This window comes from Maritimimonas rapanae, from assembly GCF_057837205.1.
This window is the reverse complement of the sequence record NZ_JBYQFI010000002.1, coordinates 210,832-225,118: the sequence shown is the minus strand read 5'-3', so window position 1 is coordinate 225,118 and position 14,287 is coordinate 210,832. Positions and strand designations below refer to the sequence as shown.

The 14,287-nt window shown below is 32.6% G+C and carries 11 protein-coding genes; 5 read left to right on the top strand and 6 right to left on the bottom strand.

The genetic code is table 11. The features are described from left to right. Nucleotides 1-36: 36 nt before the first annotated feature. Nucleotides 37-1,296: a hypothetical protein gene (locus AC3IF2_RS11035; RefSeq protein ID WP_489167270.1), complete on the top strand. Its 1,260-nt coding sequence runs from the start codon at nt 37-39 to the stop codon at nt 1,294-1,296. A 189-nt stretch (nt 1,297-1,485) separates the two neighbouring features. Next, on the top strand, nt 1,486-3,843 hold the full coding sequence (locus AC3IF2_RS11030) for a sodium-translocating pyrophosphatase (protein WP_489167268.1): 2,358 nt from the start codon (nt 1,486-1,488) through the stop codon (nt 3,841-3,843). A gap of 75 nt (nt 3,844-3,918) precedes the next feature. Here AC3IF2_RS11030 and AC3IF2_RS11025 read toward each other — a convergent pair whose 3' ends face one another. Both AC3IF2_RS11025 and AC3IF2_RS11020 read right to left on the bottom strand, forming a co-directional pair. After that, the gene (locus AC3IF2_RS11025; RefSeq protein ID WP_489167266.1) at nt 3,919-4,533 is read right to left on the bottom strand and encodes a deoxynucleoside kinase; all 615 of its coding nucleotides are present in this window, start codon (nt 4,531-4,533) and stop codon (nt 3,919-3,921) included. A 41-nt stretch (nt 4,534-4,574) separates the two neighbouring features. Next, nucleotides 4,575-5,384 (bottom strand): hypothetical protein, encoded by an 810-nt coding sequence (locus AC3IF2_RS11020; RefSeq protein WP_489167264.1) that lies wholly within the window; start codon nt 5,382-5,384, stop codon nt 4,575-4,577. Between the two features lie 97 nt (nt 5,385-5,481). Between AC3IF2_RS11020 and AC3IF2_RS11015 the strand changes: the two genes are divergently transcribed. Continuing rightward, nucleotides 5,482-5,814 (top strand): DUF6249 domain-containing protein, encoded by a 333-nt coding sequence (locus AC3IF2_RS11015; protein WP_489167262.1) that lies wholly within the window; start codon nt 5,482-5,484, stop codon nt 5,812-5,814. A gap of 77 nt (nt 5,815-5,891) precedes the next feature. Here AC3IF2_RS11015 and AC3IF2_RS11010 read toward each other — a convergent pair whose 3' ends face one another. After that, nucleotides 5,892-8,084 (bottom strand): SulP family inorganic anion transporter, encoded by a 2,193-nt coding sequence (locus AC3IF2_RS11010; RefSeq protein WP_489167260.1) that lies wholly within the window; start codon nt 8,082-8,084, stop codon nt 5,892-5,894. Further along, nucleotides 8,081-8,926, bottom strand: a complete 846-nt coding sequence (locus AC3IF2_RS11005) for a universal stress protein (protein ID WP_489167258.1) — start codon at nt 8,924-8,926, stop codon at nt 8,081-8,083. Before AC3IF2_RS11005 ends, AC3IF2_RS11010 begins: the two co-directional genes overlap by 4 nt. Nucleotides 8,927-9,032: 106 nt before the next feature. On the opposite strand from AC3IF2_RS11005, the gene AC3IF2_RS11000 reads away from it, so the two are divergent. Continuing rightward, nucleotides 9,033-10,853: a cation:proton antiporter gene (locus AC3IF2_RS11000; RefSeq protein ID WP_489167256.1), complete on the top strand. Its 1,821-nt coding sequence runs from the start codon at nt 9,033-9,035 to the stop codon at nt 10,851-10,853. A gap of 3 nt (nt 10,854-10,856) precedes the next feature. Here the strand turns inward: AC3IF2_RS11000 and lepA are convergent, their stop codons facing one another. Continuing rightward, entirely contained in the window at nt 10,857-12,653 is a 1,797-nt protein-coding gene (lepA, locus tag AC3IF2_RS10995) for a translation elongation factor 4 (RefSeq protein ID WP_489167254.1), read from the bottom strand. Nucleotides 12,654-12,898: 245 nt separating this feature from the next. Here lepA and AC3IF2_RS10990 point away from each other — a divergent pair, with 245 nt between their 5' ends. Next, nucleotides 12,899-13,801: a TIGR01777 family oxidoreductase gene (locus AC3IF2_RS10990; protein ID WP_489167252.1), complete on the top strand. Its 903-nt coding sequence runs from the start codon at nt 12,899-12,901 to the stop codon at nt 13,799-13,801. A 12-nt stretch (nt 13,802-13,813) separates the two neighbouring features. On the opposite strand, the gene AC3IF2_RS10985 is transcribed toward AC3IF2_RS10990, so the two are convergent. Continuing rightward, on the bottom strand, nt 13,814-14,251 hold the full coding sequence (locus AC3IF2_RS10985) for a hypothetical protein (protein WP_489167250.1): 438 nt from the start codon (nt 14,249-14,251) through the stop codon (nt 13,814-13,816). Nucleotides 14,252-14,287 lie beyond the last annotated feature (36 nt).

Here is a 14,287-nt window from a genome sequence, read left to right as displayed (position 1 = left end):
ATTACTATATTTGTCGCCAACCTTAATTTATAAGCTATGAAAAAAATTAAATTAACTATTATTTTATTATGCGTTGTTATGGGCTTTACAGCCTGTAGCGACGAGACTTTAGTATCTTCTGATGAAGTTACTATTTTAGGCAAAGCTGGGAATGACAATCCGCATACAAGCCCATCAAGTGCTAATTATTATGATTCTTCTGGGAAATTATGTGAGCGAAACTATGGTTCACAAGAACTAGGTACTCAACTTGAACTTTGGGCTGGCGTTGGAAATCAAAATGCTGGGACTAAAGTTGGTGAAGTTACCTTTAGTGGTGATTGTGTAATTATCGATATGGATGGGGATTATGATTTAACTGCTATTCATATGGATTTTGTAAATTCTTATAGTGATTTTGTGTTAAACAAGAAAGGAAATCCTCAGATAGGTAAGTTTACTTATAACTATGATAGTGAAAGTAAATTAAGCCCTCTTAGAACCGCAGACGGTGTTTATGAAATCTGCGGAGTTAACCCTTCTAATTATAGTTTAGGAGCAATACATGTAGATGCTATTACTTCTTATGGTTCAAATCTTGATGCTATTGCAGAATTTGAAAATAATTTACCTGAAAAGGTAACTGCTAGTGTATCAAATTATGCAGACAATGAGCAACAGTTGAGTTACTTTAGATTAAGTATAGGTGATGATGGAGGTATTATAGCTGGAGAGTGTGAGGCGTATTGCATAGATCCGGATAAGTCTATTAATAGAGATTATGATTATTCTTCAAATGTTTACTCAAGTTATGAGACATTACCAAGTGAAATTATTGGAGATGGTAAGATTGAGTATCCAGAAAACCTAGATAAGGTTAATTATCTATTAAATAATTTTAATACTGGAGATTTAGTTATACCGCTTACTTCAGATTGTAATCCTTCAGGTACAGATGCAGCCGCACTTACAGCTGGAGACGTACAACGAGCAATATGGACATTAATGGATGATCCAGAAGATTTAATTGATCCAGATGTATTAGGTCCTTGGGATCAGAGTAGAGTAAATGCTATTTTATGTGATGTAAACGCAAAAGGAGATGAGTTTGTTCCTAGTTGTGGAGAATATATTGCTTATATTTTAATTCCTAATGCATGGGATGGAGGGTTTGATCAACCTATCATATGTAAATACCCTGTAGAGTGTCCACCTGCTGGATCTGAGACTGCTTGGGCAGATGGTAAATATGGTATCCAATTTAATAAAGAAGGTTCTTCTTGGGCTACTTATTTCGGTATTGGTTGTGATGACTAATTAACCTAACTAGTAAGTAAAAAGAGGCAAATAATTTTGAAATTAAAACTAATCCCTCATCGAAAATTTTCGATGAGGGATTTTACTATAAAATAGAAACATTTTGCTTTAGAATTTATTTTTTAAATCCCTTGTATTTTACTACTTTTGCAATCGCTTAAACAAAAGTCAATTAAATAAATTTATAGAATGGAATCAAACATAATTTTTGTACCAATTGCCTTAGCAGTTTTAGGATTGCTATTTATGCTAGTTAAAATGGCATGGGTTAAAAAGCAACCAGCTGGTAACGATAAAATGCAAGGTATATCTAAAGCGATTAAAGAAGGCGCCTTAGCGTTCTTAAATGCTGAATATCGCTTATTATTAGTTTTTGTAATTATTGCATCTGCTGCACTTTTCGGAATATCTCAAATAGTAGATACTACAAGTTGGATGATAGTTCCTGCATTTATATCAGGTGCTATTTTTTCAGCATTAGCTGGTAATATTGGTATGCGCGTGGCTACAGAAGCAAATGCACGTACAGCCGAAGCTGCAAAAACAAGTTTACCTCAAGCATTAAAAGTATCTTTTGGCGGTGGTACCGTAATGGGCCTAGGTGTTGCTGGTTTAGCCGTATTAGGATTGAGTTTGTTCTTTATGTTCTTTACAGGTCAATTTTTAGGAGGTGAAGGTTCTTTTTACGATAACATGACAGTAGTATTAGAAGCTTTAGCAGGATTTTCTTTAGGCGCTGAATCTATTGCTTTATTTGCTCGTGTGGGCGGTGGTATTTATACAAAAGCTGCAGATGTTGGTGCCGACTTAGTTGGTAAAGTAGAGGCTGGTATTCCAGAGGATGACCCTCGTAATCCAGCTACTATTGCAGATAATGTAGGAGATAATGTAGGGGATGTTGCAGGTATGGGAGCTGACCTTTTTGGTTCTTATGTAGCTACGGTATTAGCAGCAATGGTTCTTGGTAATTATGTTATTAGAGATATGTCTTCTGTTACACAATTTACAGATGCATTTAATAATATGGGACCTATTTTATTACCATTAGTAATTGCCGGTGTTGGTATTTTAGCTTCTATCATAGGAACTTTCTTAGTAAAGATATCAAGTAATGATGCTAAAGAATCTCAAGTTCAAAAAGCATTAGATTTAGGTAACTGGGCATCTATCATTTTAACATTAGTAGCTAGTTATTTCTTAATTAATTGGATGTTGCCAGAAACAATGACTATGAATTTCTTTGGCGAGGGAGCTCGTGAAGTTTCTTCAATGAATGTTTTCTGGTCTGCCTGTATTGGTTTAGCGGTTGGCGCTTTAATTTCTGCGGTTACTGCTTATTATACTAGTTTAGGCAAAAAACCAGTAATGGATATAGTTCAAAACAGTTCTACTGGTGCTGCAACTAATATTATAGCTGGTTTAGCTGTAGGTATGAAATCAACTTTCTTATCAGTTATTTTATTCGCAGCTGCTATATATGGTTCTTATGAATTAGCAGGATTTTATGGTGTTGCTTTAGCAGCATCAGCAATGATGGCTACTACAGCTATGCAATTAGCGATCGACGCTTTCGGCCCGATTGCTGATAATGCAGGAGGTGTAGCTGAAATGAGTGAATTAGAGCCTCACGTTCGTGAGCGTACAGATATATTAGATTCGGTTGGTAATACAACTGCTGCTGTTGGTAAAGGTTTTGCCATTGCTTCTGCAGCGTTAACAGCATTAGCTTTATTTGCTGCTTATGTAACCTTTACAGGAATTGACGGAATAAACATTTTTAAAGCAGATGTATTAGCCATGCTATTTGTTGGAGGGATGATTCCTGTTGTATTTTCTGCTCTAGCAATGAAATCTGTAGGAAAAGCTGCTATGGAAATGGTGCAGGAAGTACGCCGTCAGTTTAAGGAAATTCCTGGTATTATGGAAGGCACTGGAACTCCTGAATATGCAAAGTGTGTAGATATTTCTACAAAAGCTGCTTTAAGAGAAATGATCTTACCTGGTTTAATTACAATTATTACTCCTATTATTATTGGACTATTATTTGGTGCAGAACCATTAGGAGGCTATATGGCTGGTGTTTGTGTATCTGGTGTTATGTGGGCTATTTTCCAAAACAATGCTGGTGGTGCATGGGATAACGCTAAAAAATCTTTTGAAGCTGGTGTGATGATTGATGGTGAAATGACCTACAAAGGTTCTGACGCTCATAAGGCCGCTGTAACTGGTGATACTGTTGGTGATCCGTTTAAAGATACTTCCGGCCCATCAATGAACATATTAATTAAACTTACATGTTTAGTAGGATTAGTAATTGCTCCTATCTTAGGAGGTCATACTTCATCAGATGATCATGCAAATGCAGAAACAATTGTAAATGAAGTAGCAGCAGAAAATACTGAAATGAAAGTTTTAGTAAAAAAAGAAAATGGCGAAAAGAATGCTACGGTAATTACTACTACTGAAGTTGATGGTAAAAAAGAGGTTACTGTTGAGACAGTTGAAGGTGATGAGGTAGATACTCTTATTGCTGAGCACGAAGAATAAAACTTCAAAATATATAATAATAAAAAATGCGAACCAATTGGTTCGCATTTTTTATTATTATATAAGTTTCTATTATTAGAATAACCCATGTATTTGAGCATCAATTCTATCTATAATAGAACCAAGATCTTCAGGTTTATCTACAAAATCTAAATTATCTACATCTATAATTAAAAGTTTACCTTTTGTATAAGTAGATATCCAAGCTTCATAACGTTCGTTTAATCGGCTTAAATAATCGATACTAATCGTATTCTCATACTCTCTACCTCTTTTGTGTATTTGGCCTACTAGAGTCTGAATATTAGCGCGTAGATAGATTAATAAATCTGGTGGCGCAACGAGTTTTTCCATCAGCTCAAACAAAGATGAGTAATTACTAAAATCTCTATTAGTCATTAAACCCATAGCATGTAAATTAGGTGCAAAAATATGTGCATCTTCATAGATGGTTCTGTCTTGAATGATATTCTTCCCGCTTTCGCGAATTTCTAAGATTTGACGAAAACGACTATTTAAAAAGTAGATTTGAAGGTTAAAAGACCAACGCTCCATTTCAGCATAAAAATCATCTAAATAAGGATTTTCTTCAACAGACTCATAATGAGGGCTCCATTTATAATGTTTTGCTAAAAGTTTTGTGAGAGTAGTTTTTCCAGCACCAATGTTTCCGGCAATTGCAACGTGCATTCTTAGAGTTTTTGTTTGATTTTTAAAGAGCTTAAAGGTACTTAATTTTTTAAAAAAGAATACTTGTAAAGAACGTCCGAAGCAAAAAAATAGAGACTATTTTTATTAACAAAATAATTTGTTGATAAGTGGCTGTTATCAACTATTTCTAGTTTAGTAGATGTGTCATTTTTAAAAGCAAAATAATTCTCTTCGTTAAAATATGTAAACCCATTTTCAAATGGACGGATATTTGAAACTTTGAGTAATGAAATATTGTCTAAATAACTTCCGAATTCATTAAACCTAATAATATCTTTTTTTGAATATATCCAGCAATTCTTATAATCACTTATCATAGAAATTGCTTCAAAATTAGAGTCATAAAAAGTTAATGGTTGCGAATCGAAAAAGGTTTGTTTGGTTTCATAATTCCATAAAGAAAGAATATTGTCATCTAAGCTATACAACCAGATATTATTATTAGACGAAATACTAGTAAATGCAACATTTTTAGAATAATCCTCCCTAGAGAAATTAATAGCATCGACGAATTCATTTAAACGATTGTCTAAAATAACAATAGTATTAAAATCACGATAGAATAGTAAGATTTTTAGAGGATTTGTAATATCGACTGATGTAATACTACCCAACTGTGTATTTGCATATGAATAACTCTTATTGACCGTTTTTTTATACAGCGTATTATCTTTTATATAATAATAATTTTCAAAATCATCTACACCAATAAATGTGTCAGCATTTAGAGAAATAGAATCTATAAATTCTAGAGTTAAAGATTCATTTTTTTCTTGCGCATTGGTTTTTGAAAATAGTAGAAGAACAATAATAAAACAAAATAATCGCATAGATTCAAAAATACAAAATTAAGTATCTAGTGTAACCACTTTTAGAAACCTGTCGTCATAGGTAGTGTAAATCAATAATAATTAAAAATCTAATATTATGGGAGAAGAGGTATTAATTCCATTAGCGTTTTTCGCATCTATTTTCGGAATTTTATATGTGTACTTTACAGCGCGCAACAAAGAACGACTATCTATGATAGAAAAAGGGGCCGATGCATCAATGTTCGCTACTAAAAGAAATTATGCTAACCTTACTTTAAAATTTGGGATGCTATTAGTAGGTGTTGCCTTAGGTATTTTAGTAGGTTCATTAATTGATGAGTATACTACATTACCAGAAGAAGTAGGTTATTTTTCTATGATTTTTCTTTTTGGAGGTATAGCACTTATTGCAAATAGTGTTATGGAAAACAAAAAGAATCAAGAATAATTATAAGACAACTAACCAGTTCTTAATCGCAAAGACATCTTTGATAAAAATCAAATGATGTCTTTGTTTATTTTACACTATTTTTTACTTACAGTTTTCTTTAATCTTTTACCAAAGTCAAATAGGCTTTTAACTTCTTTTACACTAGCTAAACGCTCCTTTCCAAATACTAATAAAGAATGACCATTTGACTCTACATGATAATACGGATTACTTTCAAAAAAATGTACTAAATCATCAGTAAAAAACCCTTGAATAGCTTTTCGATCTTCACCTAAGAGATAAAATCTTTTAGAAAAGTCACTATGGTTTTCAATAGGAACATCTTTAAACCCAGCAAAAGCATAAATACGTTCCAAAAAACCTTCACGATCTAAAGTAAATGTAGGTATTTGCTTACTTAGTTCTATATGTAACATAGTCGTTCTAACTATTTCTTTAGCAATAAACTCTCCTTCAGAAAATTCGATATCAAAAAGATTAATAGTTGCCTTTTTATTTGAGAGTTTGTTATAGATATGATCTATTTGCTTAGTTCTAAAGAAAACAAAATCTTCTAAAAATCTTGTTTTTTTATCATTTGTTGCATCATAATTTAATGAAAAGTCATTTGCAAGTTCTTCAATAGTAGTTTGTCTATTTGTTAGATTAGTAAGAATACTAGGTATAGGTAAAATACGACGTAAGGCAAAAGGATGTTTTGAATCTGTTCCATGCATATCTAAACCTATTACTTCGAAATTACCTCCTCTTTTAGAGAATAACTCTTGGTAGTTATTCATATTTTCCATCACAGTGTGATCTACAAATTCACATAGAGAAAAATCTACAATTACCTCATTATCTTCTGGTATTGCGTCTAATTTTTGTTTGAGTTTATAAAAGTTTAAAAAGCTACAGAAATGTTTTACACTAACATAATAGTTTCCATTTTCTTCCTTATACATTAGTACGTTTGGCTTCAATAAATTTCTAGCAAAAAGACCTACACTTTTGTTGATGATTATATGTATTATAAGTGTTGTTAATACACCCATTGCAATACCAGTAATTAGTCCAACTTTTAAAGTTATAAGCAGGGTCACAAAAAAGATAATAAGCTGCTCTTTACCTATAGAAAATATTTTTCTCACTATATCTGGTGATGCTAATTTATAACCGGTAAAAACTAAAATAGCCATTAGAGCAGGTAACGGAATCCGTGTTAACTGTGTACTAAATAAGCCTATAAATAGTATTAGAAAAACGGCATGCGAAAAATTTGCTGATCTGTTAGTGGCGCCATTGTTTACATTTACCGAACTACGAGCAATAACGGTAACTACATTTAGTCCGCCAGCAAAACCACTACCAATAGTTGCTAAACCAAGAGCTTTTAGGTCTCTATTTACATTCGACCTACGTTTTTCAGGATCAAGCTTGTCTACAGCTTTTATACTCAAAAGAGATTCTATACTTGCAATTAGAGTTAAAGCAAAAACACTAGACCAAAAAGCACTCTGATCTATTTTTTCAAAAGTAATACCTGGCAATTGTTCTATGATTTCACCTACGCTTGGAATGCCAGAAAGCATGTATAAAGGATCTATTGGGTTTGGTTGGTGTGCAATTAGCTCAAAATAATAGCTAAACCCTATAGATAAAATAACAATCCACATAGGTGCTGGTACCATCTGCAAATACTTATTCCTAATTTTAGGGTAAAGTATCATGATTAAAAAGCTTAATACACCAATGAGTGCAGCATAAATCAATCCAGATTTATTGTAATGAATGGCATCATTAATGGTATACGGAATTTCAATAAGGTAATCTATTGTTTCTGGGCGATCAATTTTATGAGCCAGCATAATATGGAACTGCTTTCCTAATATTATCAATCCTATTGCCGCAAGCATACCTTGTATTGCTGATGACGGAAAGAAATCTGCTAATTTTCCTAAACGTAAAAATCCGAGAAGAATCAACAAACCACCTGAAACTATAATCGCAGCATAAGCTTCATTTAATCCTAATGTAGTAATAGCAACCAATAAAACACCTACCAATCCATTACCTGGGCCTGTAATGGTAACATTACTGCCACCCAGAATAGCAACAATAACCCCTCCAATAATGGCAGTTACTACACCAGATATTGCTGGGGCATCACTAGCCATTGCTAAACCTAAACCGAGCGGTAAAGCAATTAAACTTACCACAAAACCAGAAAAAATGTTTTTAGGTAAGTCGCTAAAGAAATGTTTTATGTTATTCTTTTTCGCGCTCATTGAATAATTAAAACATCGGTAGGTAATTCGGTTAATATATGTTCAATATCATGAGGAAAAAGGCGATCCCAAAAAGAGGTTTTTTCGGTAGCATTCATTACCAATAAATCTGCCCTGGCAATTTGAGCATAATGCCCAATAGAATAACCACGCTTACCAAAAATAGGTTGGGTTTTTATAGAGACATCATTTTTATAATTATTCGGAATCTTAGCCAAAATGTTCTTTACCCTAGTGTCTTCACGCAATCGTAAACGTTCTTTAAGAACCGTAGCTTTTCGGAGTGATTTATCATCTTCTACCTTAACAGCTACTTCATCTTGGGCAATTTCTTCAACAATCGTTATTCTATTAGAACCTAATTGTTTACCAATATAAAACGCTGTGTTAATAGTCTGTTCGGTTTTAGGGTCTTTTAAACCATTTACAACAATATGTTCACAAGGGATGCGCTCTAAAGAAGGATTAATTAATAATAAAACAGAACAATCGGCTTGTCTAGATATTTTTCTAGCAATAGAACCAATATAATATTTTAGTAAATTTTCTCGCTGTAAAGCTCCAAGAATCAATAAATCAATATTTTTTTCTTTGGTAGTATTTAAAATAACTTCTACAGGATTACCCGTTTGAAAAACCAAATCATAATCTAGACCATCTTTAGCAAATGAACTCAAAATTTTTTCGAACTTCTCTACCTTATCAGAAGACTTTTCACCAACATGAATAAGAACCAATTTAGCATCAAAAAATAAGGATAACCTTGAAGCTTCGTTAATATTAGCTTCTAAGTTAGGAGAAAAAGTAACCCCAATACCTATACGGTTGAATGGTTTTTGCAAAAAAGTATAGTTTCTGTTTAGTTAGGATTGAAAGATACAGTTTTTTTAAAAGATGGAATATGTTTTGGTTTTTAAGAAATTAGTATTTTCACAGAAATTTGAGAAAATGTTAGAACTAGCAGGAATTATAATTTTAGGAATTTTAGCACAATGGGTAGCTTGGAAGTTTAAAATCCCAGCAATATTACCACTAATACTAATTGGCTTATTGGTAGGACCAATTGCAGCAGAATTTTTATCGGAAGATGGTACAAAATGGATCGAGCCGATATGGAATGACAAGAAGGGGCTCTTTCCTGGTGAAGGATTGTATTATTTTGTTTCTCTGGCAATAGGTATTATACTTTTTGAAGGAGGGTTAACACTAAAAATAAGTGAGATAAAAAATGTAGGACCAGTAATAACAAAGCTAATTTCGCTAGGTTCGTTAGTTACATTTTTTTGTGCAGCTATAGCCGTTCATTTTATTTTCAACTTAGATTGGGAACTCTCATTCTTGTTTTCTGCTTTAATTATTGTGACAGGACCTACAGTTATTACACCAATTTTAAGAAATATACCTCTTAAAAATGATGTCTCAGCTGTACTGAAATGGGAAGGTATTTTAATAGATCCAATTGGTGCTTTGGTTGCCGTATTAGTATTTGAATTTATTTTTGTTGGTGGTGGTAGCGGCTTCACAAAAACTGCTTTGATAGAATTTGGTAAAATCGTTCTTTTTGGATTTACATTCGGATTCACTTTTGCTCATGCTTTAGATTTTTTAATAAGAAAAAAATGGATACCTCACTATTTAATGAATGTTTTTGCATTGGCAATGGTTTTAGGAGTTTTTGTCTTGTCCGATAGTTTTGCTCACGAATCTGGTCTACTGTCTGTAGTAGTTATGGGCATGGTGTTAGGAAATAAAAATGCTCCTTATTTAAAAGAACTATTATACTTTAAAGAATCGCTAAGTGTATTATTAATTTCTGTGCTTTTTATTTTGTTGGCTGCTAATATTGATTTTGCAAATTTGATGCTATTGGCAAACTGGAAAACTGCATTGTTATTTTTTATAATTGTTTTAGTAATTAGACCATTAGGAGTGTTTTTAAGCACACTAAATTCATCATTAACTACTAATGAAAAATTGTTTATTAGCTGGGTTGGACCACGTGGTATTGTGGCTGCTGGTATAGCATCTTTATTTGGTAGTAAACTAATGGCCGAAGATGTTGTAAATGCCGAATATATTACACCATTGGTTTTTATGGTGGTGCTAGGTACAGTTTTATTAAACGCAACTACAGCTCGATATTTTGCTAAAGTTATAGGAGTGTTTTTAAATGAATCTAAAGGAGTTTTAATTGTTGGTGCTTCAAAATTTTCAAGACTTATTGGTGACTATTTACAAAAGAATGAACGCCATGTGGTACTTGTAGATAGTAACCAAGATAATATTCAAAAGGCTAAAGAACAAGGTTTACGAGCAATAAATACAAATATATATTCTGATTCAATCTTCGATGATATCGAATTAAGCGATGTAGGTTTTTTATTAGCTTTAACAGGAAACCCAACTATTAATGAATATGCGGTAAATAAATTAGGAAAGCAATTTGGTGAGAATGGATCTTTTAGATTGGCTTCTAAAACAGAAATCTTAAATGATAATATTATTAAGGAAAGATTGTTTAGTGTAACCGATGATTATAATGCGTTGACGGAAACAACTGAAAACTTTCCGATTATAAATGAAATTCTCTTAGGCGATAAATCTAATTATGTAGATTTAATGGAAGAGCTAAAGAAAGATACAGATCGAATACCGTTGTTTATTAAAGATAACGAAGGCGAATTACACATGGTGTCTTCTTTTATTAATGAAAATGGGATAACTAACGAAAGTAAATTGGTTTATTTAGGAAAACCTCTTGAAGCTTAAAACCTAATCATTCAATTTTAATACTGCCATAAATGCTTCTTGAGGTATTTCTACATTACCCACTTGGCGCATACGCTTTTTACCTTTTTTCTGCTTTTCTAAGAGTTTACGTTTACGAGAAATATCACCACCATAACATTTTGCAGTTACATCTTTACGTAATGCTTTTGTGGTTTCTCTAGAAATAATCTTTGCACCAATAGCAGCTTGAATTGGTATATCGAATTGTTGGCGCGGAATCAATTCTTTTAACTTCTCACACATTTTTTTACCAATAGTTTGTGCATTATCGGCATGTATTAAAGCTGAAAGTGCATCAACAGGTTGTGCATTTAATAAAATATCTACACGAACTAATTTAGAAACACGCATTCCGATAGGCGAATAGTCAAAAGAAGCATATCCTTTAGAAACTGTTTTTAATCGATCATAAAAATCAAAAACGATCTCTGCCAAAGGCATGTCAAAATTCAATTCAACACGTTCTGTTGTTAAATATGTTTGATTGGTAATTTGCCCACGCTTTTCAATACATAAAGACATTACATTACCAACAAAGTCAGATTTTGTAATAATAGATGCTTTAATATAAGGTTCTTCAACACGATCTAAACTAGAAGGATCTGGTAAATCTGATGGATTATTTACAATAAGAATTTCATCAGGATTTTTTCGAGTATAAGCATGATACGACACGTTTGGCACCGTGGTAATAACAGTCATATTAAACTCACGTTCTAAACGTTCTTGAATAATTTCCATATGGAGCATCCCTAAGAAACCACAACGGAAACCAAAACCTAGTGCAGCAGAACTTTCTGGCTGAAAAACCAAAGAAGCATCGTTTAACTGCAGTTTTTCCATAGAATTACGTAACTCTTCATAATCTTCTGTATCAACAGGATAAATACCTGCAAAAACCATAGGTTTTACATCTTCAAACCCATCAATTGCGGTATCTGTAGGTTTTATAGCATCTGTAATAGTATCACCAGCTTTTACCTCACTGGCTGTTTTTATACCCGTTATTAAATAACCAACATCACCAGCTCTAACAGATTTTTTAACAACTTGATTTAGCTTTAGCGTACCAACTTCATCTGCAAAATATTCATTATCGGTAGCCATAAATTTAATACGTTGTCCTTTTTTTATCTCACCATTCATCACTCTAAAGTAGGTTTCAACACCACGATAAGAATTGTAAACAGAATCAAAAATTAAGGCTTGTAGCGGCGCATCAGGGTCTCCTTTTGGAGCAGGAACTCTATCGATAATCGCTTCTAAAATTTTATCGACACCTAAGCCCGTTTTTCCACTTGCTGGAATCACTTCCGAAGGATCACACCCTAGTAAATCAACAATATCGTCGGTAACTTCTTCTGGGTTAGCACTCGGTAAGTCAATCTTATTTAAAACAGGAATAATCTCTAAGTCATTTTCTAATGCTAAATATAAATTAGAAATGGTCTGTGCTTGTATACTTTGAGCAGCATCTACAATTAGCAATGCACCCTCGCATGCTGCAATAGAACGAGAAACTTCGTACGAAAAATCTACGTGACCAGGTGTGTCAATTAGGTTTAAAATATACTGCTCACCATTTAACTCATAATCCATCTGTATGGCATGACTTTTAATAGTGATTCCACGCTCGCGTTCCAAATCCATATTATCGAGTAACTGATCTTGCTTTTCACGATCAGTAATAGTGTTGGTGTACTCTAATAATCTATCCGCCAAGGTACTTTTACCGTGATCAATATGAGCAATAATACAGAAGTTTCTAATGTTTTTCATTCGTCGTCTAGCTATCGGCTTTTGAGCCCACAAAGATACTTAAATAAGTCGGTGCACAAAATAAGTTTTGAGCTGCAAAATTGCGTATTTTTGAGTAGTTAAATTGGCTATTATCATGGAATTTGGAAGATTCAAAAAACGAAAAAGACCGAATAATAAAAGATCATTTTATATGATTATTATACTTTTAATAGTAGTCTATTTTTGGTTGAATGCCGAAAAAATTATAGAACGATTTTTTTAGCATGAATATTCTCATTACAGGAGCTACAGGTTTAGTAGGTGTCGAATTGGTTAAACAATGTTTAGCTAAAAAATATACAGTCCATTATTTATCTACCAATAAGTCTAAAATAATTTTGCAAGAAAATTATAAAGGTTTTTATTGGAATCCCGCTTCTGCAGAAATAGATACTGATTGCCTTAATGGGATGGATGCTATTATAAATTTGGCGGGAGCTAGCATTTCTAAGCGATGGACCAAGAGTTATAAAAAAGAAATTCTGCAAAGCAGGATAAATTCTATACAAACATTGCACAAATTACTTTCTAAAAATGAACATCAAGTAAAACATTTTTCCTCTGCTTCTGCTTTAGGGATTTACCCATCATCACTAACAAAAAAGTATGATGAAACTGAAGTTAAAGTCAACCAAGGATTTTTAGGACAAGTGGTTAAGGCTTGGGAAAATGAAGCGGATACAATTAAAGAATTAGGGATTTCTGTTAGTAAAATTCGTATTGGTATTGTTTTGTCTCAACAAGGAGGAGCTTTAGAAGCAATGGCAAAGCCCATTAAACAAGGTATTGGTGCTGCTATTGGTGGAGGGAAGCAATGGCAGTCTTGGGTACATATAAAAGATCTGGCAAGATTATTTTTACATGTTATAGAGAACAAGTTAGAAGGTACTTATAATGCAGTGACTTCAAATCCGGTAAGTAATTCTGAACTTACAAAAGCATTGGCTAAAAGCTTAGGAAAATCTATTTTTCTGCCTAACGTGCCTGAGTTTGCCATTAAATTGGTTTTAGGTGAAATGGCTGTAATTACCTTAGAAAGTCAGTATTTAAAAAATGATAAGATTAAAAATACCGGATTTGAGTATATACGCGATAATCTAACAGAAACTTTAAATGAAATATTTTAAAAAAGGTTTAATTTATTCTCTAATAACATAAACTTGTTTTGAAACGTCAACTTCATGAGTTATCATTCTAGCACCCCCATCTTTATAATAATTTGGGATTAAAACTTGATCTTCAATAAATCCATTCAAAAAATTATTTCCAATTTTATTGAACTTCAATTCAAAAGGAATTCTATGATCATCTAAAGAAACAAATGTATCATGTCTAATTTTTTTTAATTCTTCTAATTCTCGAACAAACTTATTTTCAGAAAGATATAAGAAGATATATCTTTTGTTTTTAGCAGAAAATCTAGCTGTGTCCAAAATTGAATTATAAAAAATATCCCCTCTATATAATTTATTGACAATAACTGTATCGGGAAATGTTAGTTCATATTGACCAATATTATCTCCAATTTCAATTTTGCTATTAGTTTTTTTATTATCACATGACTGAAAAAATATCAAAAATAAAATCAAAAGACACTTATTGTTAATGGGCAC

Excerpts from the sequence above, each read along its gene's own strand:
- AC3IF2_RS11035 (WP_489167270.1), top strand. The coding sequence starts at position 37 with ATGAAAAAAATTAAATTAACTATTATTTTATTATGCGTTGTTATGGGC.
- AC3IF2_RS11030 (WP_489167268.1), top strand. The coding sequence starts at position 1,486 with ATGGAATCAAACATAATTTTTGTACCAATTGCCTTAGCAGTTTTAGGA.
- AC3IF2_RS11025 (WP_489167266.1), bottom strand. The coding sequence starts at position 4,533 with ATGCACGTTGCAATTGCCGGAAACATTGGTGCTGGAAAAACTACTCTC.
- AC3IF2_RS11020 (WP_489167264.1), bottom strand. The coding sequence starts at position 5,384 with ATGCGATTATTTTGTTTTATTATTGTTCTTCTACTATTTTCAAAAACC.
- AC3IF2_RS11015 (WP_489167262.1), top strand. The coding sequence starts at position 5,482 with ATGGGAGAAGAGGTATTAATTCCATTAGCGTTTTTCGCATCTATTTTC.
- AC3IF2_RS11010 (WP_489167260.1), bottom strand. The coding sequence starts at position 8,084 with ATGAGCGCGAAAAAGAATAACATAAAACATTTCTTTAGCGACTTACCT.
- AC3IF2_RS11000 (WP_489167256.1), top strand. The coding sequence starts at position 9,033 with ATGTTAGAACTAGCAGGAATTATAATTTTAGGAATTTTAGCACAATGG.
- lepA (WP_489167254.1), bottom strand. The coding sequence starts at position 12,653 with ATGAAAAACATTAGAAACTTCTGTATTATTGCTCATATTGATCACGGT.
- AC3IF2_RS10990 (WP_489167252.1), top strand. The coding sequence starts at position 12,899 with ATGAATATTCTCATTACAGGAGCTACAGGTTTAGTAGGTGTCGAATTG.